Origin of the sequence: Capnocytophaga periodontitidis (assembly GCF_016126015.1) — a bacterium.
GTDB classification, from domain to species: Bacteria; Bacteroidota; Bacteroidia; order Flavobacteriales; family Flavobacteriaceae; genus Capnocytophaga; species Capnocytophaga periodontitidis.
In genome coordinates, this window is the sequence record NZ_JAEFDB010000016.1 from 1 (window position 1) to 14,297 (window position 14,297).

General features: G+C 35.1%; 15 protein-coding genes. 6 read left to right on the plus strand and 9 right to left on the minus strand.

Annotated features, from left to right (window positions below; all coding sequences use genetic code 11):
- Positions 1-126: 126 nt before the first annotated feature.
- The 6 genes from I7X29_RS14240 to creD all read left to right on the plus strand — a co-directional run bounded on the left by I7X29_RS14240 (position 127) and on the right by creD (position 5,947).
- Positions 127-2,097, plus strand: coding sequence for an OmpA family protein (locus tag I7X29_RS14240; protein ID WP_198475621.1), 1,971 nt, complete (start codon positions 127-129; stop codon positions 2,095-2,097).
- Between the two features lie 183 nt (positions 2,098-2,280).
- A complete protein-coding gene (locus I7X29_RS14245) occupies positions 2,281-2,898 on the plus strand; it encodes a hypothetical protein (protein WP_198475623.1) in 618 nt (205 codons plus the stop codon).
- A gap of 6 nt (positions 2,899-2,904) precedes the next feature.
- The gene (locus I7X29_RS14250) at positions 2,905-3,651 is read left to right on the plus strand and encodes a hypothetical protein (RefSeq protein WP_198475625.1); all 747 of its coding nucleotides are present in this window, start codon (positions 2,905-2,907) and stop codon (positions 3,649-3,651) included.
- Between the two features lie 10 nt (positions 3,652-3,661).
- Positions 3,662-4,114 carry a hypothetical protein gene (locus I7X29_RS14255; RefSeq protein ID WP_198475627.1) on the plus strand — a complete coding sequence of 151 codons (453 nt, stop codon included), beginning with the start codon at positions 3,662-3,664 and terminating at the stop codon, positions 4,112-4,114.
- A gap of 38 nt (positions 4,115-4,152) precedes the next feature.
- On the plus strand, positions 4,153-4,455 hold the full coding sequence (locus I7X29_RS14260) for a winged helix-turn-helix domain-containing protein (protein WP_198475629.1): 303 nt from the start codon (positions 4,153-4,155) through the stop codon (positions 4,453-4,455).
- Between the two features lie 145 nt (positions 4,456-4,600).
- A complete protein-coding gene (creD, locus tag I7X29_RS14265) occupies positions 4,601-5,947 on the plus strand; it encodes a cell envelope integrity protein CreD (RefSeq protein ID WP_198475631.1) in 1,347 nt (448 codons plus the stop codon).
- A gap of 97 nt (positions 5,948-6,044) precedes the next feature.
- On the opposite strand, the gene I7X29_RS14270 is transcribed toward creD, so the two are convergent.
- From I7X29_RS14270 to I7X29_RS14310, 9 genes are all read right to left on the minus strand, one after another.
- Positions 6,045-6,566 (minus strand): hypothetical protein, encoded by a 522-nt coding sequence (locus I7X29_RS14270; protein WP_198475633.1) that lies wholly within the window; start codon positions 6,564-6,566, stop codon positions 6,045-6,047.
- Between the two features lie 315 nt (positions 6,567-6,881).
- Positions 6,882-7,943 carry a hypothetical protein gene (locus tag I7X29_RS14275; protein WP_198475635.1) on the minus strand — a complete coding sequence of 354 codons (1,062 nt, stop codon included), beginning with the start codon at positions 7,941-7,943 and terminating at the stop codon, positions 6,882-6,884.
- 15 nt (positions 7,944-7,958) lie between these two features.
- Positions 7,959-8,579, minus strand: a complete 621-nt coding sequence (locus I7X29_RS14280; protein ID WP_198475637.1) for a hypothetical protein — start codon at positions 8,577-8,579, stop codon at positions 7,959-7,961.
- 7 nt (positions 8,580-8,586) lie between these two features.
- Positions 8,587-9,171 carry a tetratricopeptide repeat protein gene (locus I7X29_RS14285; protein WP_198475639.1) on the minus strand — a complete coding sequence of 195 codons (585 nt, stop codon included), beginning with the start codon at positions 9,169-9,171 and terminating at the stop codon, positions 8,587-8,589.
- Entirely contained in the window at positions 9,164-9,859 is a 696-nt protein-coding gene (locus tag I7X29_RS14290; RefSeq protein WP_198475641.1) for a tetratricopeptide repeat protein, read from the minus strand. The genes I7X29_RS14285 and I7X29_RS14290 overlap by 8 nt, the downstream gene beginning before the upstream one ends.
- A gap of 12 nt (positions 9,860-9,871) precedes the next feature.
- Positions 9,872-10,435 carry a hypothetical protein gene (locus I7X29_RS14295; RefSeq protein ID WP_198475643.1) on the minus strand — a complete coding sequence of 188 codons (564 nt, stop codon included), beginning with the start codon at positions 10,433-10,435 and terminating at the stop codon, positions 9,872-9,874.
- Between the two features lie 10 nt (positions 10,436-10,445).
- Positions 10,446-10,802, minus strand: a complete 357-nt coding sequence (locus tag I7X29_RS14300; protein ID WP_198475645.1) for a hypothetical protein — start codon at positions 10,800-10,802, stop codon at positions 10,446-10,448.
- A gap of 82 nt (positions 10,803-10,884) precedes the next feature.
- Entirely contained in the window at positions 10,885-11,361 is a 477-nt protein-coding gene (locus tag I7X29_RS14305; RefSeq protein ID WP_198475647.1) for a hypothetical protein, read from the minus strand.
- 601 nt (positions 11,362-11,962) lie between these two features.
- On the minus strand, positions 11,963-14,293 hold the full coding sequence (locus tag I7X29_RS14310; protein ID WP_198475649.1) for a glycoside hydrolase family 20 protein: 2,331 nt from the start codon (positions 14,291-14,293) through the stop codon (positions 11,963-11,965).
- Positions 14,294-14,297 lie beyond the last annotated feature (4 nt).

Genomic DNA, 14,297 nt, shown 5'->3' on the forward strand with positions numbered 1-14,297 from the left:
TTCAGGTTCACACGAAATCTTCTTGCGTTATGAATTGGTAAAAACCTACAAAAAAATCGTATCTCCTCGATTCTTCTAACATCAAAAGAAAAATTCAAGCATAAAATAAAAAAGAAAATTAAACTTATGAAAAAATTTCTTTTAGCTATTACACTAATAGCTCTACAAATAGGCTATGCCCAAAATGAAAAAGATGCTCTCAAAAAAGCAGCTCAACATTATAAAAACTTAGATTATGTAGAGGCTATCAACGCTTATGAGAGTATTGCCAAAAGAGGTACTCAACCTCAAGAACTTTTAGAAAATCTCGGTAATGCTTATTACTACAACGCCGATTATCAACAAGCTAATAAGTGGTATGCCAAGCTTTTTGAAGGCAAAGATGCTAAAACTAACAAGCCTTTCAATATCAAACCTGAATATTACTATCGTTATGCCCAAACTCTCAAAACTGTGGGCGATTACGATAAATCTGATAAGATAATGGATAAGTTTGTTGAATTGGCTGGCAAACAAGATACGCGTGCTGCCCTTTTTCTCAAAAATAGAGATTATCAAGCGGAAGTAAAACGCAATTCAGGGCGTATGGAGCTCAATTTGTTAGAAATCAATACTAAAAAATCGGAATATGGCACAGCTTTCTATGGTGATAACATCGTATATGCTACTTCTAAAAGCGGATTCCTCAAGCGCCGTTCCGATTGGACAGGTGATAACTTCTATAGCCTTTACGAAGCCAATACCGATAGCTTGAAAGCTACTAAAAAATCTAAATTGAACGGTATCAATACCAAATTCAATGAATCAACAGCTGCCTTTACGAAAGATGGCAATACAATGTATTTCACTCGTAATAACTTCATCAACAACGAAGTGAAAACTAATGGAGACCAAACCGTGCTCCTAAAAATATTTAAAGCAACTAAAGATAAACACGGCAAATGGGGTGATGTACAAGAATTGCCTTTCAATAGTAATATCCACAGCGTGGCACACCCTGCTCTCAGTCCCGATGGCAAGTACATTTACTTTTCATCAGATATGAAAGGTACTTTAGGCTCTTCAGATATCTATCGCGCTAAAATCCTCAAAAGTGGTTATGGAAAACCTGAAAACTTAGGTGATCGTATCAATACTTCAGGACGCGAGTCTTTTCCTTTCGTGTCAGACGATAATATCCTTTACTATTCATCTGATGGTTTTCCTGGTTTGGGTGGTTTGGATATCTATGCAGTGAAATTAGATGAAGAAGGTAACCCTATTACTAAACCTGTGAACATAGGGCGTCCCGCCAATAGTGCTGAAGATGATTTTTGTTATGTCATCAATAGTAAAACTAAGATAGGTTATCTCACTTCTAACCGTCCAGGAGGAAAAGGAAGTGACGATATTTATAGTTTTTATGAGCATACACCCTTGCGTTTTACTTGTCAATATAGCCTATCAGGGGTGGTAAAAGATGCTGATACTAAGCAAACTATACCAATGGCAAAAGTAACGCTATGGGGAGCTAACAACACTTTGTTAGAAGAAACTACTGCCGATGAAGAAGGACGTTTTTCCCTTCTCTACACCGCCGATTGTGGTGATTTGCAATTGCTACTCAAATCGGAAAAAGAACAATACCAATCCGGACAACAATCAGTAGCTCTCAATAGCACCCAAAAAGTAACTGCTGAGGTATTGCTTACCCCGGTTCCTCCAGCAACCCCTAAAATAGAGGTAGGTACTGATTTAGCTAAAGTACTGAAGATAGAAAACATCTATTTTGATTATGACAAGGCTAATATCCGCAAAGATGCTGCAGAACAATTGGCTAAAATAGTAGCTATAATGAAAGAACACCCTACAATGAAAGTAGATGTACGCTTGCATACAGATAGCCGTGGTTCTGATAAATATAATTTAGCACTTTCTGAGCGCCGTGCTAAATCTACTATCAAATGGATTGTAAGTCACGGTATTAATAAAAACAGAATTACAGGTAAAGGGTATGGTGAAACGCAATTGGTAAATGGTTGCTCTAATGGCGTACCTTGTACCGAAGAGGAACACCAAGCTAACCGCCGAAGTGAGTTTATCATCGTACAATTCTAATTGTACATATCAATATTTTTACTTTGCCAAAGGTTGTAACACATTACTACAACCTTTGGCAAAGTTTTTAATTTTGTAACCTATTCAAATTCAGTGTTTAGAAAAATATTTTTACAAATTGTTTCAAAAATATTTGGCAGTTACAACTATTAGTAGTTACTTTGCGGCACAAAGTGCTTCACTATGGAAGAAAATAATAAATATTTAGAGGATCTACGTGAAATACGCCAAATGATGCGTAAATCTACCCTTTTTCTTTCGCTTAGCGGACTTTCGGGGGTATTGGCAGGTGTGTATGCTCTTATGGGAGCAGCAGGAGTGTATGTATTATTGCAGCACCATTATAACTATTATCCGTATGTGTATATCGAAAGCAAAACTTTTAAAGCTATTATAGCTATTGCTTTAGCGGTGCTTGTAGCTTCTATTCTCACAGCTTACTTATTTTCAGTGCGCAAAGCCAAACGCAATGGCGAAACTTTAGTAACACCTACTGCTAAAAGAGCATTGTATAACTTTATGATTCCACTACTCACAGGAGGCTTGCTCAGTGTGTTGCTTATCAAAAATGAGTACTACGGACTGTTAGCTCCTATGACACTTATTTTCTACGGTTTGGCGTGTGTGAACGTGAGTAAATACACCTTTGGTGATGTGCATTATCTCGGTATTACCGAAATTATTTTAGGCTTATTAGCTGTATATTTCTCTGGTTACGGACTCTTGTTCTGGACATTAGGTTTTGGCGTATGCCATATTCTCTATGGAGGCATTATGCACTTCAAATATGAACGAAAATAATAAATGATGACCGAAATCTTAAAACGCTATATCGATGCTTCTAATGCTTTTCGCAAAGCAGGAGGTTCTCACGAGGGAGCTATCGCATTGTACGATTTGTTGTACGATTTGCAAGCTAAAACCCAGCGCACTAAAGAGGAAGAACGTATCCTTACCGATACTTACACCTTATTAGAATACCACCTCTCAGCTTATGAGACTTTCTCACGCATTGCAGATACGACTAATTATAAGGAGAAAAGCAAACTATTAGTTTTGGAAGATAAAGCCAAAACGCATAAAAATACTTTTTGTATCAAGGATATTCGCAAACTGAGAGCAAAGCAAAAACAGCAACCTTTTCAAATTGGTGATTTCAAGAAAGTAGAGGAATTTAGTTTGGATATTGAGTATATCCTTTCAGCGAAAAAAGTAGTGATTTTTAACAAAGAAGTAGAAGGAAAGGATTTTTCATTCTTTATAAACAAAGATACTCCTATAGAAAGCTGTTTTAACAAAATAAAGGAATACTTAGAATGGCTTTCGGATGCTAAGGAGACACTCATTAGCTATTATAATGAGCATTGTGCTGAATATACACCTCAAGCTGATGATAATTGGTATGATACTTTAGAGGTATATAGAGGTCGTATGAATGTTTGGAGTACAGGAGTCGCTGCTCATATATCTGCTGGGGATATTTTTACCCCTGATCATTTGTTAGAAATAGATTTTGAAGGAAAAGAAATTACCCATATAGGATGGGATGGATAATAAATATACTATGAAGACAAAATTTTTTATTACAACCCTATTATTCCTCATAGGAGGGCTCTGCCTAAAAGCACAAACCAATGATACGGATACCCAAAAGGCTATCGCTACTTTGAAGGAGTTTTACAAAGTAATATATGATGATAATTCATGGAAAGAAGAGCAATTTTTAAAATATGTATCTAAGGAATTGTTCAATAAAGTATTTTCTCCCTCTCGCGAAGATAATTCACCAGAATATGACCCTTTTATACAAGCACAAGACTATGAAGCAAAAACTCTTAATCGCAGTTTGAAAATTACCTCTTTAGGTAATGATAGATATAGAGTATGTTTTTTGCTTTCTGACTGGGAAAAGAAGAAAACTTGCGTAGATTATCAATTGAAGAAAAATAACAAAGGGAAATATATGATTACTAATATTTTGAGCGACAAAAATTTTTATATCAAACCTAAAAAGTAATAGTTTTAATCCCTAACACTTGATATCTGACATCTGAATTGAAAACTTTTTTAGCACATATCAATAAGGCTTTTGACCACCGTATTCGCTTAGCAATAATGTCGGTGTTGATGGTCAATGACAGTGCCGACTTTAATACCCTAAAGGAACTCTTAGGGGTAACCGACGGCAATCTGGCAAGCCATACCCGTGCCTTGGAAGCTGAAGAGTATATCACTATTGAAAAATCGTTTATAGGGCGCAAAACTAATACAACTTATAAAGTAACTGAAAAGGGTCGCGAGGCTTTCCAAGAGCATTTAAATGCACTTGAGAAAATTATTGGAAAATTAGCAGATTAGTAAATTTGCCAATTTGCCCCCAAACCCCCGAAGGAGGACAATCCGTAAAGGAGGAATATTATCTCCTTTCTTTTTTATATACGCACTTTGAATTACAAAGCGCTTTAGTGTTAATTGTTAATTATTAATTGTAAATTTAAATATTATGTATCCAGAAAAACCATCAACAACATCTAATGTATGGCAATCAAACACTTTTCGTTTGATGCTTATTGGGGCACTTACTTTGGTATTGCTCATTCCGCTCTTATTAGTGCAAAACTTAGTGAGAGAACGCAAAGAACGTCAGCAGGAGGTTATCAATGAGATTGATAGCAAGTGGGGGCGCGAGGTCTTTTTCTATGGACCTATTCTCAAAATCCCTTATAAGGTGTATAGCGACAAGAACAAAAATGTTTTTGAAACTCAATATGCTTATTTCTTCCCCGAGGAACTGAAAAATACTTCGAATGTAAAAACTGAAGTGAAGAAGCGCAATAACTATGAGTCGGTGGTGTTTAATGCAACTATGGATTTTACAGGTAGTTATGTAGCTCCTAACTTTACAACTAAAGGAATTGCTAATGAGGATATCAGTTGGGATAAGGCTACAATTCTCATCTGCACTACTAACCTTGCAAGTATTAAAAACGGGGTAAGCATTCAATTAGGGGGTAAGACTTACGCTTTTGAACCTATCTATGAGCAAAGTGATAATGAAAATTATTACTCTGACTATGAGAGTAAAGCTAATGAGGTGTCCTCACTTGAAACAGGTTTTATCAACTATCAGGAGTTTTTGGCTAACCCGTCGTTTAGTTTTACGGTGCAGTACGATGGTAGCAAGAAGATAGCTATTGTACCTATCGGGAAGACGACCGAGGGCACACTTACCTCCAATTGGGCTGACCCCAGCTTTACTGGTAGCTTTTTGCCTTATACCAAACAGATAAATACCAATGGGTTTAACGCTTCGTGGAAGGTGTTGCACATCAATCGTCCGTTTGCACAACAATCGTTTGGAAGTTTGCCAAGCATTGCGCAATACACTTATGATGTAGATTTTATCATTCCTGTAGACCAATATCAACAGAATGAACGCGCTACTAAATACGGTTATTTGGTTATCTTTCTCACTTTCTTGATATTCTTCTTGATACAAAGTATCAGCAAGATAAAGATTCATATCTTTCAATACTCAATGATAGGTTTATCCCTTATCTTGTTCTATACCTTACTTATTTCTATTACTGAACACAGTAGTTTCTCGCTTGCTTACTTTATATCATCGGTAATGACGGTAATACTCATCAGTTTGTATTCGGTTTCTATACTGAAAAATAAGAAGTTTCCTGCTTTTATAGGACTTTCATTAGCGGCACTCTACGGCTTTATTTATGTGATTATTCAGCTTGAAAACTATGCTTTATTAGTGGGCAGTATTGGTTTATTTACCATTTTAGCTATTGTGATGTATGTATCACGAAAAGTAGAGTGGGAGAGCAGGGGGTAGGTAAGAGATAAAAGATAAGAAGTAAGAAAGACTTTGCCAAGAGTTGTAGCAATAAAGGCTATGACTTTTGGCAAAGTTTTAAATGTTTTGTAAAATACTATCTCACAGTAATAGAGTTTAAAAAGCTATTCATCTCGGTAGTAGCTTTGGAACTGTTGTTCATTGCTATACATTCTACCGACACTACTTTAGCACGGACAAAAAGCACTATACTACTGCGCTGGGTAACCTCACCCGTAGCGGGATTCACAGCGGAGTAGTTTATTTTTCTACCATAGTGAGCTCCCTTTTTGATAGAGCTTATTTGTGCAGTATTGCCTGAGGAAGCCATCACCCCTTGAGTATAGTTGTTGAGAAAACTATCCGCTACCTCTTTTTTTTGAGTTTCTGAAAAGTTTCTTTCAGCAACTAAGTACTGAGAGCGTTGAGGTAGGTCTACACTCTGCACCATACACACCGCGTTGTCTGTTTGTGCGATATACTGTCGCGCCCCTTGTGCCACACTGTACTGCGGATTTTTAGGGAAGGTTACCCAAATACCATTTTCTACTTCTTTTCTTACTTGTGAAAAGAGAGATAAGGAGGTGAATAGGGTAATGATAAGAAGAATGTTTTTCATAGGTTTTAATATTTGATTGTAAATCTTGTTAGCTAATCTATAGTTATGAACCAAGCAATTTCTAAGACCAAGTAAAGCTTCTTGTTCTTTTTAGGAATACCACTATATTTCTTTAATACATTGCAAAATACATCCTAATTGGTCTAATAGAGTAGAATACCCCATAATTCCTGAGAAAAAGGAATGGTATATTTTGTTTTTAAAGATCAAATTGTTAATATTTAAACGTTCATTAAATTATTTTATCTTAAAAGGCGAGCTGTTCTGCGTACTAGTATGAGTATAGAATTTATATTGTTATCATCTAGCAGTTCACTAATAGTATTCAATAGTTCGTTCTGTAAGTCCAATTGCTTCTCCATTATAGTAATATATTTTTTGTGTCCAGTTACCTTGAGCGTCAAAGTTTTTAAAAATTTTATTACTTGTTATAATTCTTGTAGGTTCTTTACTAAAAGATGCTATTTCTATAAGATTATTATTTGAATCGTAGTTAAAAGTTTCTTTGCTTTCTATTTCTTTACTATTGCAATGTTTTGTAATTTCTTCTAACTTGTTGTTGTTTATATATTTATATGTGGTTATAAAACAAGTTTTATCTGTTTTATAAGTGTCTTCTATAAGATTATTCTTTACATCATATTTATAGGAAGTGATATGAATTCCTTCCTCACCAACCTTTTTTATTTCTATTAACCGCTCTTTTTCGTCATATTTAACACTTTCTGAAAAATTGCCATTATCGTAATCTAAGTATTCTACTAACTTATTATTGTTGTACTTCCAGACAGTTTTAGTCTTAGAACCACCATAAAGATAAAAATTTTCTTGTGAAATCTTATTCTTATTTTTATCATATTTATAAAAACGCTCTAAGACTTTTTCTTCGTTTATAAAGTCTTCTCTTTTAATTACTAAACTATCTTTATCGAAATATGGAATAGAAGTGATAGTTTTTTCTAATTTCCCATTTTTATTGTAATCATAATGTACAGAAAATTGATTTCCTTGTTTGTCATATTTTATGAAGTCGGTTACTTCTGACGCTGAATATCGAATATATTCCTTTATTTTCTTATCAGAATAATATGTATATTCTCGTTTTGACGTTACCTCTCCTTTTTCATTATAAGATTCAATTTTTATAATGTTTCCGTCAAGATTCCATATAATAAGTCGTCCATCAAATTTGAACTTCCCTTTTTTTATTTCACCAAAATACTCAATAGGATCGTAGCAGAATTCCTTGACACTTTTCACATTTCCTTTTAATGTTTCTTTGTCATCCCCAAACAATTCATTATAAACTCTTGTTTTTTCTTGTCCGTAGCTGATAATAGCTAACAATAGCATTACTAAAAGTATTGTATTTTTCATAGTGTTTTTAAATTATTAGTGATATTTTTTTAGTGATTGTAAAATGCCATCATATTTAGCGTTTCTATAATTTTTCTCAAAAGCTTCGATTTGCTCTGGAATATTTACATTCCAATAAAAATAGTAATGTTGTTTCTTTCTCATTAGGAACTGATTACTGTCTAAGAAACTTGTGTCTTCTATGTTTTTACTTAAGATTCTACACATTCCTGCTTCTATCTTAGGATTTGCAATACTATCTAAATAAGCTTCTAAATAGGCACTTCCAAGTAATAAGTTTTTTGAAATTCCTGTAAATTCGACTCTATCTTCATAATAAAAGTCACCATAAGAGATATTGGTTGTTAGCATAAAGTTCTCTTCTAACATTTGCTTGTTAATTTTCTGAACTACTTCTAACAATATATTTAATTGTTCATCTTTTGAGGTATTTTTTGTTACAAATAATACCGCACAATCAGAGACAAAAATACCATTTACTTTGTTCTGATAATCTTGTAAAACTTGATATCCTATTTGGTAAAACTTATTCAAAGCACCAACAGCTTGACTTTTATCTTCACTCATTATTACTTTGAAGCCTGAAATATCGACAAAAGCAACAAAGGTTTTACCTGAAAAATTTTTAACTGCCATAAAATACTTACTTTATATTATTTAGAAATGAACAACCTTTATCATTGAAGTTTTTGCAACTTTCTTGTGCCCAATAAATAGCTAAGGATTTATTTTTAGTAACTCCTTTTCCTGTATAATAAAGAATAGCTAAGTTACATTGTGCTTCAGGGTGATTTTGATTTGCAGCTTTCTGTAACCAATAAGCTGCTTGTGAGTAAGATTGTTCTACTCCTTTCCCCTCATAATAACTAAGAGCTAAGTTAAATTGAGCTCTATCATTTCCTTTCATTGCAGCTCTTTCATACCAATAAACAGCCTTAGAGTAGGACTGTTCAACTCCTTTCCCATTTTCATAATAATTTGCTAAATTAAATTGAGCTTCTACTATGTTTTGGTTAGCAGCTTTTTCATACCAATAAGCGGCTTTTGAATAAGATTGCTCTACCCCATTCCCTCTTGCATAACACAGAGCTAAATTAAACTGAGCTTCAGGAACTCCTTCTTTAGCTTCTTCTATAAAATCTTTAGCTTCTCTTTGTTGTGAGTATCCTATTAATATACACAATAAACTTAGAAGTACTACAATAGTTTTGTTTTTTAGATTATTCATTATCTATTTTTTTTAATTTATTCAATATTTCACAAGCCTCATCATAAAAATTTTTACAAGATTTACGAAGCCAATATTTTCCTTTTTCTTCTGAACTTTCAACCCCTTTCCCTTGTATATAGAGACTTGCTAATCTATACTGACTTCTAGCTAATGCATTCCTCTGAGACTCGTTATCTATGTCTACTTCTTGGTTCGCTGCTTTAAACCACCAAAAAGCAGCTTTTGCATAGTTTTGTTCAATGCCTTTTCCAGAATAGTAAAATTCTCCTAAGAAGCATTGAGCAGCTAAATTACCTTGCTCAGCTGATTTTTCAATCCAATATGTAGCTTTAGCATATTCTTCTTTTTCAAAATATAGGCCGCCTAAACGGAATTGAGCATCAGCATTTCCTAATTCAGCTGATTTCTTAAACCAAATTTCAGCTTTTTCTTTTGATTTTTCGGTACCTTCTCCATTCTCATAAGCACGAGCTAAGAAAAATTGAGCATCAGCATCTTGTTGATTTGCTGATTTAGAAAACCAGTAGAAAGCATTTTTAAAATCACTATTTCTACCATAATCAAATCCTAAAAGAAATTGAGATCTTGCATCTCCTTGTTCTGCTGACTTTCTAAGATTGTCGCTCACCTGTCCATACCCAATATAAACAAATAAGAAGCTTAAAAAATAAACTATTCTTCTCATATTTGTACTATTTTAAAATTCACTTAATGCTCTTTGTCGGTTCATTTCTTTGTCAAAAACTTGAATGTAACCGCTGTTGTGGTCATAGTCTGAAGGATTGTTGTAGTCTTTGGAGAAATTTACTCTAAACAGCTCTAAACGGACTTTATCACCATCCCAAATAGCTCCGTTCATTATTACACCACTGCTATTAGAAGGTTCGTACCATTGCTTTCCATAAGCTTTTTCTAAAATAGATAGAACGTTTTGAAACTGAGCTACTGTAAACTCATTGTCTTCGCCGATGTCTCCAAGATCTACCTGAATGCTACACAATTTATTTTTAAAAAATGTTAGTCGTACTTCTGAAACAGGTACATTAAAAACAGTTTTTATGCCATTCCCTATGTAAACGTATTCAGAGATATTAGGATTTTTATCAATCTGTCGTGTTTGTTTCTTAATATCTCTGTTTTGAGCAGGAGTACTTCCTAACTTGAAATGCCTAAAACCATTCTTTGCATCTAAATCTCTTACCGATTGTGCTACAGCTATGTTTGAGAGAATTAAACAAAGTAAAATCAATATCTTTTTCATATCCTTAAATTTACTTTGTTGCATTGAAACCATACCTTTTCATAGTACTTAGCAGTCTATTATATTCGGTAGTGTTTGAGATTTTATACACATCGCTATAAGGCTCAGTGTAGTTTTCTATTAGAAAATACATATATTCTCCATACTCTGGAAAATAAAAGCGGGCAACCGAATAAACATTATTATTCGACAAGTAAACCCAGTCTGTAATACCAAAGGTGTTTTTTATTTCTGATTTTTTAAGATTAGGAAAGAACACCTCCATATTGCTAATATTTCCCTCATATACTTTTAGTCCATCTACAACTGTTTGAGAGAATGCTGTTGTAGTGAATACAAAAAACAGAATTACTAATATCTTTTTCATTGTTTTTGAGTTTTAGAGACTGTTTGAATTAATAGGGCAATTCAAATAGTCAGATTTATAAGTTAAATTTGGATATTGAAGACTATTCATCTTCTTCTATATAGTTCAATTTAGGTTTAGGGAATCTTTTGATAAGTCTTTCACCCTCTTCTTTAGATATGTAGTCAAAAGTATAAACACCTACTTTCCCTCTTTTTCCAAAACTTAGCTTTAGGTAGTAAGACTTTCCGTCCTTAGCATTAATTGTAAAGTGTTCTTCACCTGCATTACCATTCCAAGTGTAGCCTTCACGACGCCCTGTAGTAGCCTCTAAAGAATACTTTTCTCCTGATGGGACATCAAAAGCTAAATACCCATTGTGATCAATTGTACCAATTAAATTCTCATTACAAAATAGAGATATTATTGGTGTAGAATTCATACTGTAGAACATTACATAAATACGACTCTTACCTTCTTGTAAAGGTTGGTCACCAGTAAAGGTTACAAATTGTTTAGCTAATCCCCCACAAGAAACTAATGAGATAGCTAAAAATGCATACAAAAATACTTTTTTCATTGGTTAAAAATTTAAAAATCATACCTACTCTGTTATAGGCTTTTCGGTTTTCGCCTTTATTGTTCATATAAGGACATAAAAAAACGTGAAACATTCCTTAATTACTTCTCTTATAGAGCCCGACCAAAGGCTGCACACCAAAGCAAAAAGGAATGCCCACGCTTATAACGTAGGCACTTCCACTTCACTTTCCTGATGTTAAAAAATGGTCGTTTTCTATAAGAAGGAAAATGTAAAGCGAAACGCTAATATTATTTATGTCTTTATATTGCTATTTAATCACATTTAAATAGTGTTTAAATTGTTTTCGGTTGTTTAATTCGGGTGTAAAAGTATGAACAATTTTTACGCTATACAAGAATTTTAACATTTATTTTTGGTAGTAAAATCGTAAGTGGTTAAAAGTCAATAGTTAGTAAGTGTTGCGAGAGGAGATCAACTTTGCCAAAGTTTCACACTTTGGCAAAGTAAAAGAGATGTCAGGTATCAGGTATCAGGTGATAAAAAGGGGCTGCCGGATTTTATCTGGCAGCCCCCATTGTGTAATTACACAATTTTTAAATAAAAGCAATATTACGTATGAAAAATGTATCTTTCAAAATTAATTTAGTTGGATTTCATCTACAAAGAGTAGGGCAGGGGTGCCTTTACCTTCGTGCCATTCGGGGATTATAGTACCTTTGAGCACTACTTTTACATAGCGGGTTTTAGTTTTAGCAAAGTTTAAACTGATAGGTACTCGCTTGATAGGGTCGGTTTTTTCAGCAATCTTCAAAGGTTGCTGAGTGATGAGTTGGAAGTTTTTACCATCAGATGAGCTGTAAATAGCAACTTCCGAGGCAGGGAATATCCAGTTAGGGGTATCGGCTAAGCTACCTGCTTTTAAATTGCTGATTTCTTCTTCTTTACCCAAATCAATCACTGCTTCTACTCCTACACGACCTGGGAATCCTACCCAATGTCCATCGATATAAGAATCTTCACCTATTTGGGCATCGACTAAGGCTGTAGCTCCTCCAAAAGTATATTTAGGGTTGGTTTCGGTGAGTAATTGTATTTTTTTGTAAGTAGCCTTGTTGAATAAGGATTGATAGCTAAACACTCCGCTTATAGTATCCTTATGTACGGCAACAGCTTTGAGTAGTAACTCATTGCTCAACTTAATAGGTTGGGTATAGAGTGTTTTGCTCGCATTGGGGGTAGAGCCATCGGTAGTGTAGTACACCTTGCCATCACCTACGGTGAGGAGCTCTACTTGAATGCCGTCTTTATTGGCAGCTGGTTGGATTACAGGGGTAACTCCCATTATGTGTTTGGCGTAGTGATAACCTTTTAACTGATAATAGTTTAGCAGGTTTCCCAAACGTTTTAGGAAATTAGGAAAATTCTTTTTCTCGGGGGCTGTCCATTGCACTTCGGCTAAGGCAGCTAATCGGGGTAAGAGCATATATTGAGCGTGTGCAGGACTCGCGATGTACTCTGTCCATAAATTAGCTTGTGCTCCTAAAATGTATTTACCTTGTTCAGGAGTGAGTTTAGGGTCGATAGGCTCGTAGTCATACACCTTTTTTACGGGGAGGTATTCACCTATGGAAAGCGGTTCTTTACTGGGGTCTTCCCCTTGATTATAATCGAAATACAAACTGTAGTGAGGAGTCATAATAGCACGGTTGTGGCGTTGTGCTGCTGCGATACCCCCTTCGGTGCCTCGCCACGACATTACAATCGCATCTTGTGAGATGTTGTTACCCTCTAAAATCTCGTCCCAGCCAATTACTTCTCTGCCTTTCTTTTTTAGGAATTGCTCTATGCGTGATACTACATAACCTTGCAATTGTTGCTCGGCAGTGTGTTCTCCATCGCCTTTTAAGCCTAAAGCTTTGATTTTAGCCTGACATTTAGGACATTCTTTCCAACGTGTTTTTGGACACTCATCACCTCCTATATGAATGTATTTAGAAGGGAAAAGTTCGGTAAGTTCATCAAAAACGTCTTCTAAAAACTTGTATGAAGCCTCGTTGCCAGCACAAAGCACATCATCAAAAACGCCCCATTTAGTACCCACAGCATAATCTTTACCAGTACAACCTAACTCGGGATAAGCGGTGAGTACAGCGAGGGTATGCCCAGGGATATCAATTTCGGGGATAATAGTGATATAGCGGTCTTGAGCGTATTTTACAATTTCCTTTATTTGTTCCTGAGTGTAGAACCCTCCATAAGGTTTGCCGTCGAATTGATGGGGTTTATCTTTGAGCAAATGTCCGATAAGCGTTTCTTTACGCATTGAACCTACCTCAGTAAGGCGAGGGTATTTTTTGATTTCAATGCGCCAACCTTGGTCGTCGGTGAGATGCCAATGGAACTTATTGAGGTTGTGCAGTGCGAGTATATCAATATACTGCTTGATAAAATCTACAGTAAAGAAATGGCGACTCACATCAAAGTGCATTCCGCGATAAGCAAAGCGGGGAGCATCATTTATAACTACAGTTGGAAAAACTAAGGCTTTAGGGTGGGTTACATCAATAGATTTGCGCAAAGTTTGAATACCATAGAACACACCGGCAGGGCTTGCACCATCAATAGTAATTTGGTCGCTTGTTACAGTGAGTTGATAAGCCTCTTGGTTTGCGTTTTGCAAATCGGTTTTCAATACAATGCGTTTGCCATTGGTTACTCCAGCTTGTGTTTTTATAGGCATTCCTGAAAGTTCTTGAATATAAGAAGCTAAAAAGGAAGCGTTCTTTTCCTGTAAAGCGTTGCCTTGCGGATAAGTAATAACCGTTTTGGCATCTAATTGAAAAGGCTCTTGCTCAGTGTATTCAATAGATTGTGGTAGTGGAATTACCTCATAATTCACTACAGGTTTTGTTTCTTTACAGCAAGCCATCAAACACAAGGCAAGCGTGCTGAATAAAAGTTTTTTCATTGGA

Bases quoted from the DNA above. Each gene is read 5' to 3' on its own strand.
- I7X29_RS14250 (WP_198475625.1), top strand. From the start codon at position 2,905: ATGACCGAAATCTTAAAACGCTATATCGATGCTTCTAATGCTTTTCGC.
- creD (WP_198475631.1), top strand. From the start codon at position 4,601: ATGTATCCAGAAAAACCATCAACAACATCTAATGTATGGCAATCAAAC.
- I7X29_RS14285 (WP_198475639.1), bottom strand. From the start codon at position 9,171: ATGAATAATCTAAAAAACAAAACTATTGTAGTACTTCTAAGTTTATTG.
- I7X29_RS14295 (WP_198475643.1), bottom strand. From the start codon at position 10,435: ATGAAAAAGATATTGATTTTACTTTGTTTAATTCTCTCAAACATAGCT.
- I7X29_RS14255 (WP_198475627.1), top strand. From the start codon at position 3,662: ATGAAGACAAAATTTTTTATTACAACCCTATTATTCCTCATAGGAGGG.
- I7X29_RS14300 (WP_198475645.1), bottom strand. From the start codon at position 10,802: ATGAAAAAGATATTAGTAATTCTGTTTTTTGTATTCACTACAACAGCA.
- I7X29_RS14280 (WP_198475637.1), bottom strand. From the start codon at position 8,579: ATGGCAGTTAAAAATTTTTCAGGTAAAACCTTTGTTGCTTTTGTCGAT.
- I7X29_RS14240 (WP_198475621.1), top strand. From the start codon at position 127: ATGAAAAAATTTCTTTTAGCTATTACACTAATAGCTCTACAAATAGGC.
- I7X29_RS14305 (WP_198475647.1), bottom strand. From the start codon at position 11,361: ATGAAAAAAGTATTTTTGTATGCATTTTTAGCTATCTCATTAGTTTCT.
- I7X29_RS14310 (WP_198475649.1), bottom strand. From the start codon at position 14,293: ATGAAAAAACTTTTATTCAGCACGCTTGCCTTGTGTTTGATGGCTTGC.
- I7X29_RS14275 (WP_198475635.1), bottom strand. From the start codon at position 7,943: ATGAAAAATACAATACTTTTAGTAATGCTATTGTTAGCTATTATCAGC.
- I7X29_RS14270 (WP_198475633.1), bottom strand. From the start codon at position 6,566: ATGAAAAACATTCTTCTTATCATTACCCTATTCACCTCCTTATCTCTC.
- I7X29_RS14245 (WP_198475623.1), top strand. From the start codon at position 2,281: ATGGAAGAAAATAATAAATATTTAGAGGATCTACGTGAAATACGCCAA.
- I7X29_RS14290 (WP_198475641.1), bottom strand. From the start codon at position 9,859: ATGAGAAGAATAGTTTATTTTTTAAGCTTCTTATTTGTTTATATTGGG.